Origin of the sequence: Nonomuraea mesophila (assembly GCF_004352805.1) — a bacterium.
In the GTDB taxonomy this organism is placed as follows: Bacteria; Actinomycetota; Actinomycetes; order Streptosporangiales; family Streptosporangiaceae; genus Nonomuraea; species Nonomuraea longispora.
The window spans coordinates 20,280-35,882 of the sequence record NZ_SMLD01000018.1; the positions used below are offsets into that span (position 1 = coordinate 20,280).

Genomic DNA, 15,603 nt, shown 5'->3' on the forward strand with positions numbered 1-15,603 from the left:
CGGCAAGCGTAGCTTCCGGCGGCCGGGCCAGGCCCCGTACGCTGGCGCCGGTGACCGCGGATGTGATCGTCGCACAGGTTGAGTCGCTGCTGTCCCGCTGCCGTTCCACCCCCGTCACCGTGGCCGGGTGGCGGCGGCTGGAGCCCTATGCCGTCGCGCGGGCGCGCCTTGAGGGCGGCGAGCGGGTGATCGTGAAGTGGATGCGCCCGCATCCGGGCGCGGTCCCGCTCGCCACGTCGCAGCGGCTGCGCACCGAGGTGGCCGCGCTGCGGTTCCTCTCCGACGACCTGGCATCCGGCCTGGCGCCGCGGGTGATCGCCGCCGACCTCGACGCGGAGCTCGTCGTGCTGGAGGACCTGGCTCCGCGTACGGCGCTCGACGGGCTGCTGCGTGCGCAGGGCGCCACCGCCCACGCCGGGCGGCTGACCGCCTTCGCCCGCATCCGCGGCGAGCTCAGCGCCGCCACGGCGGGCAGGGCCGGACCGTACGCCGTGCGCAGACGCGTCCTCGGGCCGGCCGGCGACGCCGAGAGGTTCCCCGGCTTCCGCGAGGAGGGACGCAGGCAGGCGGCCCTCCTGGGCGCGCCGATCGAGGGCGGGGCGGAACGTGAGCTCGCCGCCGCGCTGGAGGAGCTGGAGCACCCGGGCCCGTTCCTGGCGTTGAGCAACGGCGACCCCGAGGCCAACAACGTTCTCGTGCACCCGGCCGGCGACCCGGACGCCCGCCTCATCGACTTCGAGTTCGCCGGTTACACGCACGCGCTGCACGATGCCGTCTGCCTGCACGTCCCCGGTCCGGGCTGGCTGTCGGTGGACCCCGCGCATGCGGAGCACCACCGCCGCGCCCTGGCCGCCGGCGTGCCGGAGGCGGAGGACGACCGGCGCTACGGCTTCGGCCTGGCCGCCGCCTGCTTCGCGTACGTCCTGATCCGGCTCGAACGCCTCGCCAAGGTCGAGGCGCGCCCGCCGGGCGACGGGAGCCGCGTCCAGCTCGTCGCCACCCTGGAGGCCGCCGCCCGCACCGCCGACGAGCACCGCAGCCTGCCGCGCCTGGCCGGCTGGGCCCGCCGGGTGGCCGGCCTGCTGCGCCGCCGCTGGCCCGACGCGGACGTCGACCTCGGCGACCGGACGGCGTTCCCGCCCTACACGCCCCGCCGCCGATGCTCATGATGGCCAGGGCCTGCGACCAGTTGTGGTGAGCGTCGTCGTACTGGTTCAGCTCGGCGTGGGCGTGGCGAGACCGTCGTCGCCGATGCGGTGCATGTCGCCCAGCGCAATCCTGTCGAGCTGGACCGGCGGCATACCCCGGGCATACCAGCGCCTGTTAGAAATTCCGCGACATTTCTCGTACGAGCGGAGAACGACGTGAGAAAAGTAGCGATAGCCCTCGCCGTGGCGGCCGGGATGGCCGTGGTGACGTATCCGGGTCCGGCGTCCGCGACGCCCATCGGCTGCTCGGCCTTCCTCTACCGACCCGGCTCGGGCGCCGAGGGCGCCGCCGCGAGGTGCACGGGCGGGACCGGGGAGTTCAGAGCCCTGGCACTGTACACGAACGAGCCGGGAGGCGGCCCGAAGGGCACCTACTACAGCGCCTGGGAGAGGGCGGGTGTGGGCAGCCGGGCCATCGTGCTCTGCCCTCCGGGCGCGAAGTACGTCAAGTCCGCGAAGTACGAGCTCAGGCCCGTGTGGTGAGCCCGCGTCCCCGGCCGGCTAACCGCCGGTCGCGTTCCTGACCGCCTCCACCAGGGTGGCGGTTCTGCGGTTCTGGCCGTCTTCCTTGACGTGGTTCATCACATACCCGAACGCGAGCCCGCTCTCCGGGTCGGCGAAGCCGAGCGAGCCGCCCAGCCCGGGGAACCCGAAGGTCGTGGGCGTGTGGAAGAACGCGTCAGGGGTCGGCAGGCCGAAGCCGGTGCCGATCCTGACGGGCAGGCGCAGGATGCGGTCGAGGCCGGCGGTCTGTTCGGCGGTCGCCGCCGCCAGGGTGGCGGGGGTGAGGATGCGGTGGCCGTCGACCTCGCCGATGAGGGCGGCGTAGAAGCGGGCCAGCGCGCGGGCCGTGCAGATGCCGTTGGTGGAGGGCATCTCGGCCTGCTGCTCCGCGGGGTCGTTGTGGTCGAGCGGGGGCGAGACCACGGACATCGAGCGCATGGACAGGGACGTCGGGTCGGTGTAGGCCCGCATCATCTCGCGCACGGATTCGGGCAGGGCGTCCAGGTCGGCCCCTGCCAGGTCCGCCGTGCCTGGCACCGACGTGACGATCCGGCTGACCCGGTGCAGTTCGCTCTTCGGCAGCCCGATCCACAGGTCGAGGCCGAGCGGGCCGGCGATCTCCTCCGCGAGGAACGTGCCGAGGCTGCGGCCGCTCACCCGCCGGACGACCTCCCCGACGAGCCATCCGTACGTGAGCCCGTGATAGCCGTGTTCCGTGCCCGGCTCCCAGAAGGGGCGCTGGGCGGCCAGCGCCTCCACCATGGGGTCCCAGGCGATCGCCTCGGCCGGGGTGATCGGCCGGTCGATGGCGGGCAGCCCGGCCTGGTGGGTGAGCAGCCAGCGCACCGGGATGCGCTCCTTGCCCTGCGCCGCGAACTCCGGCCAGTAGCGTGCGACGGGCGCGTCGAGGTCGAGCTCCCCCCGCTGCGCCAGCAGGTGCGCGCAGGCGGCGGTGACGGCCTTGGTGGTGGAGTAGACGACCTGGAGGGTGTCGCGTTCCCAGCGACGGCCCTCGTCGGGGTCGGCCAGGCCGCCCCACAGGTCGACGACCTTCCTGCCGTGCAGGTAGACGGCCACCGCGGCGCCGATCTCCTCGTGCTCGGCCAGGTTGCGGGCGAATGCCGTACGTACTGCTTCGAATCCCGGTGCGGTCTCCCCGCTGATGTCGGGCATGCGTCGTCGCCTCCATGGGTGGATCAGGTGCCGGTCGCCTTCGGCGCTCACTCCTGAGGGCCGAAGGCGATCACGATGTATCTGCCGTTGGCGTAGCTGACCACGGGCCGTCCGAGCAGGTCGCCCACCCTGCGTGCGACGTTCTGGAACACCTCGGTCAGCTCGGGGGTGTCGGCGCTCACCCTGAACCGGCCGCGGGCGGTGAGGTGCTCGGCGACGAGGGGGACGAAGTTGGCCTCCGCCCGGGACTTCTCCTCCGCGGTGAAGGGGGCGCGGACCGGCCGGGGAAGCTGGGCCATCGAGGTCTCCTTGGGGTCGCCGGTCACCCGGCACGCTAGCGGCGCCACTTCTCCATGAGCCAGGCGCAGATCTCCGGCTCGGTCATCTCGGGGAACTCCGCGGTGAACGTGGCGAGCGCGCGCAGAGCCTCGTCGCGGTCGAGCCCGCGCGCCAGGGCCGCCCTGAGGTAGTCCTGGCGGGCGGCGGACGGACGGCCTCCGCCCGCACCCCGGCCCGGCAGGCCGTCGCGCCAGCGCACGATCTCCTCCACCCGGTCGGGACGCCAGCCGGGAGCTCCGTCGATCTCGACGTCGGGCTCGGGGAACGGGTGGTCGGAGCCGGCGGGATAGCGGGAGCGCCATTTGTGCACCGCGTGCCGGGTCACTCCCAGCGCCTCGGCGAGGCCGAGAACGCCCAGGTAGTGCTCGGTCATGGCGCCAACTTTGTCTTTCGTGCCTCCTGCGCGGATCTCATTACTACCACGCCGGGAAGTGGCACCCGGGCGGGCAGAACATCGTCTCTTACAGAGACAGACTGTATCCTGGAGCAGGAATCGTCGTCAATGTAAGAGACGATGTTCTGTGGGGGTCAGCGGGTTCCGTACGCCCGGATCACCTCCTGCGTCACCGTGGAGCCGGCGGCGTCGGCGGCCGTGACGCGCAGCGAGACCGTGCCCTGCCGGGGCCGTTCGATGGTGGCCTCGTACGTGCCGTGGCCCTTGTCGCGCAGCCGGCGGGCGGGACGCCAGGTTCTGCCATCGTCGGACGACGTCTCGAGGGTCACCCTCTCGATGGCACTGCCCTGCGCGCCCTCCTGATGGGAGACGGTCAGGCCGAGCTTGGCGGAGGCGGTGCGGTTGCGCAGGTCGACGGGCACGTCGTACGCGACGGCCAGCAGCGGCAGCACGACCGGATCACCCTCGGCGTGCTCCGACTCGAACGTCCACACCGTCCTCGTCCTGGTCGACAGGCGCGCCCAGGTCGAGCGGTTCTCCACGGTGTACTCCACGCGGTAGCCGGCCCGCTCCGGCGGCAGCAGGACCCGGCCGGAGCCGCCCGTCCCCGTCCTGCCGATCAGCTCGTCGCCCTTGTAGATGCGCCAGTCCGAGACGTAGCCGTGCGGGAACCAGTCGGTCGGCTGGCTTCCTGTGTTCCCCTCGGCGTCGACGAGGGCGCGCATGTCGACGGTGAGCGTGTCGCCCTGCCGCTGCGTGGGCGAGTCCGGCGCGAACCCGGGCGCCACCGGATGCTTCAGCCACGTGCGCTCGATCCGCTCGCCCGCCCGGTAGCCGCGCGTGCGATCCCTGACGGTCATCACGCCCTGCTCCTCCTCGGGGAAGATCGCGTTGTACGACCGCTCCGGCATGTCGGCCGCGCTGTGCCAGCGCACGCCGGGGGCGGGACTCAGGTAGTCGGTCCGCACGCGCGGCGCCCTGGGCACCGTCCTGACCGAGTCCCACGACGACGTCTCCCACGGCATCCAGCCGTACTTGACCTCGGAGAGCGCGACGTCGCCTGTCAGCTGGCTGTGGAAGGCCGTGTCCACGCGGGCCAGCGAACGTTTCGCCGCCACGTACGACGGCCGCTTCCTGACCCGGCCCTCCTCGCTCAGGTACAGGTCGTAGACGTAGGGGCTGGCCACGACGCCCTTGGCGACGACCTGGACGCGCCCGCGGCCCGCCCGCGCGGCCAGCCGTTCGCCCTCCGTCTCCGGGAGCGTCACCGTCGGCACGGTGAGCAGGCTCTCGTTCCCGGTCAGGTGCGTGTCGCCGTAGATCGCCACCATGCGGGCGCCGGCCGCTCCCGCCGCGTTGGCGAGGGCCGAGACGGAGGTCCCGGGCGTACGGCGGATCAGCGCCAGCCGGCCGCGCAGGTCACGGCCCTTCAGCGCGCCGCCGTCACCGGCGTCGGCGACCGTCAGCGCCGCGGTCCCGTCGAGCCGGGGGAACTGCGTGGACCGGTTGCTGAAGTAGACCGGGTCGACGTACCTGGGATGGAGGTCGGCGCCGGACGTCCGCAGGGTGATCGCGGGGGCCTCCAGCCGCCACCGCGTGGCCACGGCGAACTCGCCCTTGGTCACCTTCGCGGTGGGCTGCAGGTAGTAGCTCTCCTCGACACGACCGTCCATGAGGAAGCTCTCGGTATACCTTGGTCCGTTCACCGGCTGCCTGGTGTAGACGAGCTTGGTGGCCGCGCCGCGGTTCCGCGCGGTGCGGTGGCCGGGCGTGTCGATCTTCACCGCGACCGCCTTGCGCGCATCGAGCACGACGTCGGTGTCGCGGGCGACCTTCATCTCCGGATACCCGGTGAAGCTCTGGTCGATGACGTCTCCGCGGCCTTCGCTGGTGGCTCCCGGGCGCAGGGTGCTGACGACGCCGAGAATCGAGTACGTGCCCGGCGGGACGAGCCAGCAGTACCCGTCGTCCGTCTCGCACCGCCTGTCGGAGTCGCTCGGCAGTTCGCGGCCATAGAGCGCTCCGCTGTCCAGGTCGACCACGCTGGGCAGCATGCGGCTCGGCCGGCCGTCCCGCGCGACGGCGGACACCCGGAGCTCGACCCGCCGGACCTCGACGTTGCCGGTCAGCAGCGTCCGCAACTCGGGGCCGCCTGCGGGCGTCGCGACGAGCTCCGCGCGGGCCCAGCCCGCCGGCGTCCTGGCGGGGTCGAGCGCGACGTCCACCTGGCCCTTGCCGCCCGCGGGCAGGGTGAGCTCGGTCGTGGAGAGCGTGAACGGGGCGCCGGCGTCGAGGGCGACCGTGACCGGTTCCGCTCCGAGGTTGCGGTAGGAGATCGTACGGGTCACCGGGTACCCGGCACCGGCCGTCGTGAGCCCGAAGTCGAGCGCCGCGTCGCCGGCCGCCACCGTACGCGCGAGCGCCCCCGCCACGTCGAGCCGGCCCGCTCCGCCCTTGTCCACGGGCACGCCGGGCAGCGCTTCCGAGCCGCCCACGAGCGCGGACCTGACCTCGGGAGCGGTGATGCCGGGCCTGGCCTGGCGCAGCAGCGCGGCGGCGCCCGCGGCGTACGACGCGGCCAAGGCCGTTCCTGAGACACGTGCGTAGTGGTCGCCGACGGGCTCGGCGGGCTGGAAGTTCGCGGCACGGGCCGCGACCACGCCGACGCCGGGCGCGGTCAGCTCGGGCTTGACCGCGCGGTGCAGGCCCACCGGCCCGTACGCGGAGAAGTCCGCGAGCCCGCCCTGGCCGTCGACGGCGCCGACGGTGAGCGCCGCCTGGGCGTCTGCGGGGCTGTCGACGCAGGCCTCGCAGCCCCGGTCGCCGGTGCTCATGACGAAGAGCGTGCCGTTCTCGGCGGTCAGCCTGTTGACGGCGTCGGTGAGCGGGCCGCCCGCTCCTGGAACGCCCACCGCCATCGTCACGACCTCGGCGCCCGCCTCCCCCGACGCCCACTCCAGGCCCTCGATCGCCCAGGAGGCCAGCCCGCTGCCCGACTCATCGATGATCTTGCCGTTGAGCAGCCGTGCCCCGGGAGCGACGCCCGTGTACGTGCCTCCTGACGCCGCGCCGCTGCCCGCGATGACACCCGCCATGGCCGTGCCGCTGCCGTACCGGTCGGCCGGGTCGCCGTCGTAGGTGAAGTCGCGTGCGCCCGCGACCTTGCCCGCCAGGTCGGGGTGGGCCGCGTCGATCCCGCTGTCGAGCACGGCGACGGTGGTGCCCGCGCCGTCACCGTCGCCGGTGCGTGCCGCCGCTGCGCCGGCGGTGGACGCGCTCGTGACCGGCCGGGAGGTGATCTTGCGGTCGAGCCAGACCTTGCGCACGCCGGCCGCCAGGCCGGAGCCGGTGACCAGACCGGCCGCGAACGCGGCGGCGTCCTTCTTGGCGAGCTCCGCCCCGATCGCGCCGATGCTCTCCAGCCGGTTGCCGGCCTTCAGCCCGGCGAGGGGCCCAGTGAGAGGCGCCGCGCCCGCGTCCTGCTGCACGATCAGCGGGAGCGAGCCGGTCTGCTGGTCGGTGTAGCCCTGGGCGGCCAGCGCGGTCACGTTGAACAGCGCGGGGTCGAGCCTGTCCGGCACCAGGTCCGCCACGTCGGCGGGCAGCACGGACAACTCGCCGCCGTGGTCCACCATGCGGAAACCGGAACGGGCCGGGTCGCGCGGGGTCACGCTCGCCCGCTGCCTGCCGTCCTCGCCGACGGCGATGTGCACCTTGTCACCGGTGATCAGCGTGACGTCGTAACTGCGCGGCTCGGCGGCCGGTAAGAGTTCCGGCACGGCGTCGGCCCGCGCTCCCGGCACCGGTGTCACGCTCATCGCCAGCGCGGCCGCGACCGCGGCCCATCGCCGGGTCCATCGACCAGGCCACATCACTTTCCTCCGGCATGTACGACATTTCAGCCGATCCAATGTGACACAACTGCGCTGGTCATGGAGCTTTCGACAGTGGCGAAACTCGGACATGTCAGTAATCAGCCAAGTAATGGCCGGGACGTGAAAAGCTGGCGTTGTCCCGATGCGGACACCCCTGTCAACCAAAGGCCGTCGTGCGCCGTCTCCTCTTGCGCACCATCTGCCTCAAGGAGCCGCCTTGCGTGCACGACTGGCCGTTCCGGCCTTAGCCCTGGCCCTCGCGTACGCCGCGCTGCCCTCGGCGGCGCACGCCGACACGGTGGCGTACACGTGCGAAACCACCGCGACGGGCATGCAGCAGCAGATCAACCTCGACATCGAGCTGACGGTGCCCACGGACGCCACCGTCGGCACGCAGATGACGATCGGCTGGCGCGGCTCCTACGTCGGCTCCACCCGCCTGCTCGCCCCCACGACGGGCGTGGACGGGCTCAAGATGTACGCCTACGCCGGCATCAGCGGGATCGACCGGCTGACCTCCGCGACGGGCGTCGGCCAGCTCGGCACCGTCACCCCGGGCCAGCCGATCACGCTGCCCGCGACGACCGTCGAGCTGAGGACGACCGCGACCTCCCCCGGCACGGGCACGGTGCACGCGGCCGCCGTCAACTTCGGCCCCACTCCCCAGGAGCCCGTGATCGAGTGCGAGGTCGCCGACAAGGACTCGCTCCGGGAATATCCGCTCACCGTCGGCGGGACGGCCGATCCGAGCTCCAGTCCCACCCCTGACGAGTCCACCGGTTCGCCGACGCCCGACCCCGGCACCTCCACGCCGGAGGACACGACCACCAGCCCGGCCCCCACCACGACGAGGACCGTGACGGAGACCCCCGAGGGCGGCGTGGCGACCGGGGGCGGCGGCATGGCGGGGCCCGACGGCCGGGTGCTGGTCGCGACGGGGTTGCTGCTGGCCCTCGCCGCCACCGGCGGTCTGTGGTTGCGCCGGCCCGCCCGGAGAACGCCCAATAGTCCGTAAAGTGCACAACCGCGACATAGTGATTATTGGGCAAGGTTAGCCTAACCTATCCTCATGACCGAGGAGATCTCTCTGCGCGGGGCGGAGCTGTGCCTCAGCTACCACGGAACCACCGTGGTCGAGGACGGCCGCATCGCGCTGCGGCCCGGCCGCGTCACCGCGCTGGTGGGGCCGAACGGCAGCGGCAAGTCCACGCTGCTGCGCGCCCTGGCCCGCCTGCACCGCCCTGACCGCGGCACGGTGACGCTGGCCGACGGCGCCCGCGCGCTCGACCTGACGGCCCGCGACTTCGCGCGGCGCGTGACGCTCCTGGCGCAGAGCCGCCCCACCCCGGGCGGCGTGCAGGTCCGCGACGTCGTCGGGTACGGCCGGCACCCCTACAGGGGGCGCTGGAGAGCCGGCGACCCCGGCGGCGCCGAGGCCGTCCGCCGGGCGATGGAGCTGACCGGAGTGACGGCGATGGCCGGACGTCCCGTCGACGAGCTGTCCGGCGGCGAACTGCAGCGCGTGTGGCTGGCCACCTGCCTCGCGCAGGACACCGGCGTGCTGCTGCTCGACGAGCCCACCACGTTCCTCGACCTGCGTTACCAGGTCGAGCTGCTGGAACTCGTCCGCGATCTGGCCGACGAGCACGGCGTGGCGATCGGCGTCGTGCTGCACGACCTCAACCAGGCCGCCGAGATCGCCGATCACGTCGTACTTCTGCGGGAGGGCCGGGTCCTCGCCGACGGCCCGCCCGCGCAGGTCCTCACCGAGGACCGGCTCAGCGACACGTACGGCATCCGCATCGAGGTCAGCCACGACCCCAGGACGGGGACCGTGATCACCCGGCCGATCGGCCGGCACACCCGAGACGTCCCCGCCACGACATGACAGGAACCACCATGACCTCACTGCGCAGCGCGTTGACAGCGCTCGCCGCGATCGTGACCCTCGGCGCCTGCGGCACCACCGAGGCCCCCGTTGCCGAGCAGGCCCCCTCCCCCGGCGGCTCGGCCGCCGCCCCCGTGACCGTCACCGACGACCGCGGCAAGCAGGTCACCCTCGACCGCCCGGCGACCAGGGTCGTCAGCCTGGAGTGGGGCGAGACCGAGATGCTGGCCTCGCTCGGCGTCATGCCCGTGGGCGTGGCCGACGTGAAGGGCTACGCCACCTGGAACACCTCGATCAAGCTCGACGCCTCGGTCAAGGACGTCGGCAGCCGGCAGGAGCCCAGCGTCGACTCCATCAGCGCGCTCCAGCCCGACCTCGTCGTCATGGAGTCGGGACGCGACACGGCGCTGGTGAGCCAGCTGGAGAAGTTCGTGCCCGTGCTGGCGTTCGAGGGCAGCGACGCCAAGGACAACCTCACGCGCATGCGCGACGACCTCGACAGGATCGCGACCGCCGTCGGCAGGACGGCGGAGGCCGGCAAGCTCATGGCCGACTTCGACGCCGCGATGACCGCCGCCAAGGAGAAGATCGCCGCCGCCGGCGCAGCAGGCAAGCCGTTCATCATGGCCGACGGGTGGAAGCAGGGCAGCACGATCTCCATCCGTCCCTTCGGCGAAGGCTCGCTCGTCTCCCAGGTCGCCATCCGCCTCGGGCTGAAGAACGCCTGGACCGGCAAGGTCGACGAGGTGTGGGGGCTCGGCGCCACCGACGTCGAGGGCCTGTCCGCGCTGAAGGACCCCGACATCCGCTTCTTCTACAACGCCTCCGACGGCGTGGACGTGTTCGCCGACGGCCTGGAGGACAACGCCATCTGGAAGTCGTTGCCGTTCGTGGCCAAGGGGCAGGTCACCAAGCTGCCCGACGGCATCTGGACCTTCGGCGGGCCGCTGTCGTGCCGGCAGTACGCCGAGGCGCTGGTGAAGGCGTACGCGGGTTGAGCGTCCCCGTCCTGACCCCGGCGCCCCCGGCCACGCCCCTGAGACGGCTGGGAGCCGCCGGGGTCTTCCTGCTCGCCGTGGCCGCCACCGTCCTGGTGGCCGCCGTGCACGTGACGCAGGGCACCTCGTCGGTGGGCGCGCTCGACCTCCTGGCCCTGCTCGTCAACGGGCCGTCCGGCGGCGGCGAGGAGGCCGCCCGTGTGCTGCTCGCCTCGCGGCTGCCCCGGCTGCTGGCCGGCGTCACCGTCGGTTGCGCGCTGGGCGTGGCCGGCTCGCTGCTGCAGTCGATCGCCCGCAATCCGATGGCCTCGCCGGACACGCTGGCGGTCAGCTCCGGCGCCCACCTCACCGTCGCCACGGCCGCCGCGTTCGGCCTGACGCTGCCCCTGCCGGTGTCCGGCGGGCTCGCCCTGGTCGGCGGGCTGGCCGCGGCCGCCCTGGTGATGGCCATGTCGGCGGGCGGGCGCAACGGCACGACCCGGCTCATCCTGGCCGGCTCCGCCACGGCGATGGCGATGAGCTCGCTCACCAACCTCGTGATGATCCTCTTCGAGGAGGAGACCACCGGGTTGTACGCCTGGGGCAGCGGCTCCCTCGTGCAGGGCGACCTGCGCGCCGTCACCCAGTTCGGCCCCGTGATCGCGGTCGCGATGGCGGCGGCGATCCTGGCCGGGCCGCGGCTGGACATCCTCGGCCTCGGCGACGACACGGCCTCGGTGCTGGGCGTGCATGTACGGCGCCTGCGGATGTGGCTGACGCTGCTGGCCATCGTGCTGGCGGCCGCGGCGGTGACCGTGGCCGGGCCGATCGGATTCGTCGGCCTCTGCGCCCCGGTGATCGTCCGGCTGCTGCCGAGGTCGATCCCCGGGCTGCACCGGCACAGGTCGTTGCTTCCCCTGTCGGGACTGGCCGGCGTGCTCATCGTGCTCGGCTCCGACATCGCGCTGCGTGCCGTGATGGGCGCGCAGGCCGGGGTGGAGGTGCCGCCGGGCGTCGTGACCACGCTGCTCGGCGCCGGCGCGATGGTGTGGCTGGCCCGCCGCTACCGGGACGCAGGGCCGACGCGCCGCCCGCCGGCCGCGCGCGTCGGCTCCACCCGGTCGCGCGCGGCCTTCCTGACCGTCGCCGGCATGCTCGCGGCGCTGCTGGCCGGGGCGCTGGTCCTCGGCCTGCTCGCCGGCGACCGGTGGCTCCTGACCGGTGACGTGCTCAACTGGCTGCAGGGCCGTACGGGCCGGGCCCTGACGTTCGTGCTCGACCAGCGTTACCCGCGGGTCCTGGCCGCCGTGCTCGCGGGGGTGGCGCTGGCCGTGGCGGGCACGGCCGTGCAGGCGGTGTGCCGCAACCCGCTCGCCGAGCCGGGCGTGCTCGGCGTCACGGCCGGGGCGGGCGTCGGCGCGATCTCGCTGCTGACCATGGCGCCGGTGGCCGGCATCTGGGCCATGACCGGCGCGGCCGGCGTCGGCGCGCTGATCGCCTTCGGCCTGGTCTACGGGCTGGCCTGGCGCGGCGGCCTGAGCTCCGACCGGCTCGTCCTCATCGGCATCGCCGTGCAGTACGCCTGTACGAGCCTCACCGTGCTGATCATCGTCAAGGCCGACCCGTGGAACACCGCCCTGGCCCTGACCTGGCTGTCCGGCTCCACGTACGGCCGCGTGCCGGCACAGCTGATCCCGGTCGCGCTGGCCCTGCTGCTGGCCGTGCCGCTGCTGGCCTGGCTGCGCCGGGACCTCGACCTGCTCTCCCTCGACGAGGACAGCCCGCGCATCCTGGGTGTGTCCCTGGAACCGGTGCGCCTGACCGCGCTCGCCGGCGCTGTGCTGCTCACCGCCACGGCGGTGTCGGCGGTCGGGGTGGTCTCCTTCGTCGGCCTGGTCGCCCCGCACGCCGCCCGCGCCATGGTGGGCGCGCGCACGGCCAGGGTCCTGCCGGTGGCGGCGCTGCTCGGTGCGCTGCTGGTGAGCCTGGCCGACACGCTGGGGCGTACGGTCATCGCCCCCGCGCAGGTGCCGGCGGGGCTCGTCACGGCGCTGATCGGCACGCCATACTTCGTCTATCTCCTGTGGCGGGCCCGTGCCCACGTGAACACCTGATCAGGTCGCGGCGGCGCCCAAGAGCCGACGGTCGTAGTAACCGGTTACTAGCAACCATGCACGGCCTGCCATGGCCGGTTCCGCCCGATGGTTCACCGTCCTCCCCAGGCCCTCACTCCACGGCCACGTCGGCCATTGACGCGCCACAGGGCGGCTGCCTATCGTCGGGCCGGACTCGATGTAACCCGTTACCATGGAGGTCTCATGCGCGGTGACCATGCTCGCGAGCACTGGGTCGACGTCGCCGACGGGCTGCTCGACGCGGTGACTCCCTACGCCACCCCTGGTCACGCGCAATACCGGCTGCCCGGCCGCACCAGCAGGTCGGGGCCGGAGTCCGACGGGCTCGAAGGGTTCGCGCGCACCTTCCTGCTCGCCGCGTTCCGCCTCGCCGGCGACCCGGCCGCCGCGCCCGCGGCCCTGCTGGAGCGCTACGCCGAAGGGCTCGGACACGGCACCGACCCCGGCCACGAGTTCGCCTGGCCGCCCATCGCCGACGGCCACCAGAGCATCGTCGAGGCCGCCTCCGTCGCGATCGCGCTGCACGAGACCCGGCCGATGCTCTTCGACCGGCTCGACCCCGTGGTCCAGGAGCGGGTGGTCGCCTGGCTGGGCGGCATCGTGGGCAAACACGCATGGCCGTGCAACTGGGTGCTGTTCAAGGTGATCGTCGAGCAGTTCCTCGCCGGGGTCGGCGGTCCGTACGACCAGGACGAGATCGACCGGCACCTCGCCGACGTGGAACGCTGGTACGTCGGCGACGGCTGGTACACCGACGGCGCCGGCCAGAACTACGACTATTACTGCGGCTGGGCGATCCACCTCTACACGCTGTTGTGGACGAGGATGTCGGGCGCCGACGCGACGGTCCACCGGGAACGGCTCCGCACGTTCCTCGACGGCTACCGGCACCTGTTCGCCCCCGACGGCGCCCCCATGCACCAGGGACGTTCGCTCACCTACCGGATGGCGAGCCTGGCCCCGCTCTGGCTCGGCGCGCTCTTCGACGCCTCCCCGATCGAGCCGGGCGCCACCCGCCTGATGGCGGGCCGCACCCTCGACCACTTCGCCGCCCACGGCGTGCCCGACGAGCGGGGCCTGCTCAGCCTGGGCTGGCACCGCCCCTTCCTGCCCGTGACCCAGAGCTACTCGGGACCGGCCTCCCCCTACTGGGCGAGCAAGGGCTTCCTCGGGTTGCTGCTCGGCCCCGCCCACCCGGTGTGGACCGCTCCGGCCGCCGCACCCGACGCCGGCGACCTCAGCCTGGCCCTCCCCGCGCCCGGCTGGCTGCTGCACCGCAGCGAGGGCGTCACCCGCCTGGTCAACCACGGCAGCGACGGCAACGACCCCGACACCGCCGGGGACGACCCCCACTACGCCAAGCTCGGCTACTCGACGCACACCGCGCCGGAGACCGGCCCCGGCGGCCGGGCCGAGAACATCGACAACCACCTCACCGTGCTGCTGCCCGACGGGCGGGCCACCCGCCGCCGCCGCATCGAGCGCATCGGCGTCGCCGACGGCTTCGCCGCCTCCCGCTACGCCGACGGGGAGGTGGTCGTGGAGACCGCGTCCGTGCTCGACGGCCCGTGGGAGGTCCGCGTGCACCGGGTGAGCGCCCCCGCGGGCAGCGTGGTCCGCGACGGCGGGCACGCCGTCGCCTCCGGCGAGCCGTGCGAGGTCACGCCGGGCGGGCTCACCGCCTCGGTGACCGCCTCGGTGACCGCTGCGGCCGGGAAGGACCTGGTCAGCGAGATCGCCGGGCTGCACGGCTGGCACACGGCCGCCGCCGCGCTGCGCCACGAGGAGAACGCGTTCGGCGCCCACTCCGCCACCCCCTACCTCGTCGGCACCCACCCGGGCGATCGCGCGGCGATCTTCGTCTCGGCGGTGCGGCTGGGGCGGGCTCCGTACGCCGAGGGCCCGCGGATCTCGGTGCACGGTGAGCAGGTCTCGTGGAATGACGCCGCCGGCTCGCGGGTCGACGTCCGGCTCGGCCGCGAGCCCCGCTACCGCCGGCATGGACCCGTGGGGGAACGCGTTGTCTGGACCGGCTAGGCGCGTCACCATCCGCGACGTCGCCACGTACGCGGGCGTCTCGGTGGCGACCGTCTCCCGCACGCTCGCCGGTGACTATCCGGTGCACCCGAGCACCAGGCGCAAGGTGCTGCGCGCGGTGCGCGAGCTCGACTACGTGCCCAACGCGCAGGCCAGGGCACTGTCCGTGGCCTCGCCCGGCGCGGTGGCCATCGTCATCCACTCGGTCGCCTCGGCCTACTACGCCCTCATCGCCCAGGGGGTGGAGGAGCGGGCCGCCGCCGAGGGCCGCCTGTCCCTCATCTGCACCACGGGCGGCGACCCCGAGCGTGAGCTGACCTGCGTCCGGACCATGCGCGAGCAGCGGGCCGAGGCGGTGATCCTGGTGGGCGGCGTGGTGCTCGACGACGACTACCGCGAACGCATGTCGCGCTACGCGCACGGGCTGGCGGCCTCCGGCTCCCGCCTGGTGTTGTGCGGCCGGCCGCCGCTCGGTGACGGGGTGCCGGCCTTCACGGTCGACTTCGACAACACCGGCGGAGCCCACGCGATCACCGCCCACCTGCTGTCGGCCGGGCACCGCCGCATCCTCTACCTGGGCCTCCGCCCTGGCAACAGCACGTCGGACACCCGGGTCGCGGGTTATCGCGCGGCCCTCGCCGATCATGGCGTCGCCTCCGATCCCACGCTCGAGATGCGCTGCGACTTCGACCGGCGCAGCGGCTACGTGACGATGAAGCGGCGCCTGACCGAGGGGCCGCGCGACTTCACCGCGATCTTCGCCGCGACCGACCTCATCGCGGCCGGGGCCGTCACGGCACTGCGCGAGCACGGGCTGCGCGTCCCCGATGACGTCTCGATCGTCGGCTACGACGACGTGCCCCCCGCCGAGGACATCGGGCTGACCACCGTTCACCTGCCGCACACCGAACTGGGCCGGGCCGCCGTACGCCTGGCGTTGTCGGGCAAGGATCCGCTGGCCGAACCGCCCATCACGCTCGGCACCCACACCGTGGTCAGGTGCTCGGTGCAGCCGCTGGGCGGCGGACGCCGCAGGACGCGCGCATGCCCGCCCGCGGGGCGGTAAGACTTTA

12 protein-coding genes are annotated in these 15,603 nt (G+C 73.3%); 8 read left to right on the forward strand and 4 right to left on the reverse strand.

Annotated elements, in window-relative coordinates; genetic code table 11:
• Nucleotides 1-50: 50 nt before the first annotated feature.
• Both E1295_RS09840 and E1295_RS09845 read left to right on the forward strand, forming a co-directional pair.
• Nucleotides 51-1,169: a phosphotransferase gene (locus E1295_RS09840; RefSeq protein ID WP_220448629.1), complete on the forward strand. Its 1,119-nt coding sequence runs from the start codon at nucleotides 51-53 to the stop codon at nucleotides 1,167-1,169.
• Between the two features lie 195 nt (nucleotides 1,170-1,364).
• A complete protein-coding gene (locus E1295_RS09845) occupies nucleotides 1,365-1,691 on the forward strand; it encodes a hypothetical protein (RefSeq protein WP_132629827.1) in 327 nt (108 codons plus the stop codon).
• Nucleotides 1,692-1,709: 18 nt separating this feature from the next.
• Here E1295_RS09845 and E1295_RS09850 read toward each other — a convergent pair whose 3' ends face one another.
• The 4 genes from E1295_RS09850 to E1295_RS09865 form a co-directional block, all read right to left on the reverse strand.
• Complete coding sequence (locus E1295_RS09850; RefSeq protein ID WP_132629829.1) at nucleotides 1,710-2,885, reverse strand: serine hydrolase domain-containing protein; 1,176 nt, start codon at nucleotides 2,883-2,885, stop codon at nucleotides 1,710-1,712.
• A gap of 47 nt (nucleotides 2,886-2,932) precedes the next feature.
• Nucleotides 2,933-3,232 carry a hypothetical protein gene (locus E1295_RS09855; RefSeq protein ID WP_132629831.1) on the reverse strand — a complete coding sequence of 100 codons (300 nt, stop codon included), beginning with the start codon at nucleotides 3,230-3,232 and terminating at the stop codon, nucleotides 2,933-2,935.
• The gene (locus tag E1295_RS09860; protein ID WP_132629833.1) at nucleotides 3,220-3,597 is read right to left on the reverse strand and encodes a hypothetical protein; all 378 of its coding nucleotides are present in this window, start codon (nucleotides 3,595-3,597) and stop codon (nucleotides 3,220-3,222) included. The genes E1295_RS09855 and E1295_RS09860 overlap by 13 nt, the downstream gene beginning before the upstream one ends.
• Nucleotides 3,598-3,752: 155 nt before the next feature.
• A complete protein-coding gene (locus tag E1295_RS09865; protein ID WP_166427158.1) occupies nucleotides 3,753-7,490 on the reverse strand; it encodes a S8 family serine peptidase in 3,738 nt (1,245 codons plus the stop codon).
• A 220-nt stretch (nucleotides 7,491-7,710) separates the two neighbouring features.
• On the opposite strand from E1295_RS09865, the gene E1295_RS09870 reads away from it, so the two are divergent.
• The 6 genes from E1295_RS09870 (at nucleotide 7,711) to E1295_RS09895 (ending at nucleotide 15,596) form a co-directional block, all read left to right on the forward strand.
• Nucleotides 7,711-8,508: a hypothetical protein gene (locus E1295_RS09870; protein ID WP_132629837.1), complete on the forward strand. Its 798-nt coding sequence runs from the start codon at nucleotides 7,711-7,713 to the stop codon at nucleotides 8,506-8,508.
• Nucleotides 8,509-8,562: 54 nt separating this feature from the next.
• Nucleotides 8,563-9,381, forward strand: coding sequence for an ABC transporter ATP-binding protein (locus E1295_RS09875; protein ID WP_132629839.1), 819 nt, complete (start codon nucleotides 8,563-8,565; stop codon nucleotides 9,379-9,381).
• 11 nt (nucleotides 9,382-9,392) lie between these two features.
• Nucleotides 9,393-10,379: an ABC transporter substrate-binding protein gene (locus tag E1295_RS09880; RefSeq protein ID WP_246079952.1), complete on the forward strand. Its 987-nt coding sequence runs from the start codon at nucleotides 9,393-9,395 to the stop codon at nucleotides 10,377-10,379.
• Complete coding sequence (locus E1295_RS09885; protein ID WP_132629843.1) at nucleotides 10,376-12,472, forward strand: iron ABC transporter permease; 2,097 nt, start codon at nucleotides 10,376-10,378, stop codon at nucleotides 12,470-12,472. The genes E1295_RS09880 and E1295_RS09885 overlap by 4 nt, the downstream gene beginning before the upstream one ends.
• A 204-nt stretch (nucleotides 12,473-12,676) precedes the next feature.
• Nucleotides 12,677-14,530, forward strand: a complete 1,854-nt coding sequence (locus E1295_RS09890; protein ID WP_132629845.1) for a DUF2264 domain-containing protein — start codon at nucleotides 12,677-12,679, stop codon at nucleotides 14,528-14,530.
• On the forward strand, nucleotides 14,514-15,596 hold the full coding sequence (locus tag E1295_RS09895) for a LacI family DNA-binding transcriptional regulator (protein WP_220448630.1): 1,083 nt from the start codon (nucleotides 14,514-14,516) through the stop codon (nucleotides 15,594-15,596). The genes E1295_RS09890 and E1295_RS09895 overlap by 17 nt, the downstream gene beginning before the upstream one ends.
• Nucleotides 15,597-15,603 lie beyond the last annotated feature (7 nt).

What these genes read in the sequence shown, in the direction of transcription:
- E1295_RS09850 (WP_132629829.1), bottom strand. Translation starts at nt 2,885, where the DNA reads ATGCCCGACATCAGCGGGGAGACCGCACCGGGATTCGAAGCAGTACGT.
- E1295_RS09860 (WP_132629833.1), bottom strand. Translation starts at nt 3,597, where the DNA reads ATGACCGAGCACTACCTGGGCGTTCTCGGCCTCGCCGAGGCGCTGGGA.
- E1295_RS09865 (WP_166427158.1), bottom strand. Translation starts at nt 7,490, where the DNA reads ATGTGGCCTGGTCGATGGACCCGGCGATGGGCCGCGGTCGCGGCCGCG.
- E1295_RS09875 (WP_132629839.1), top strand. Translation starts at nt 8,563, where the DNA reads ATGACCGAGGAGATCTCTCTGCGCGGGGCGGAGCTGTGCCTCAGCTAC.
- E1295_RS09880 (WP_246079952.1), top strand. Translation starts at nt 9,393, where the DNA reads ATGACCTCACTGCGCAGCGCGTTGACAGCGCTCGCCGCGATCGTGACC.
- E1295_RS09890 (WP_132629845.1), top strand. Translation starts at nt 12,677, where the DNA reads ATGCGCGGTGACCATGCTCGCGAGCACTGGGTCGACGTCGCCGACGGG.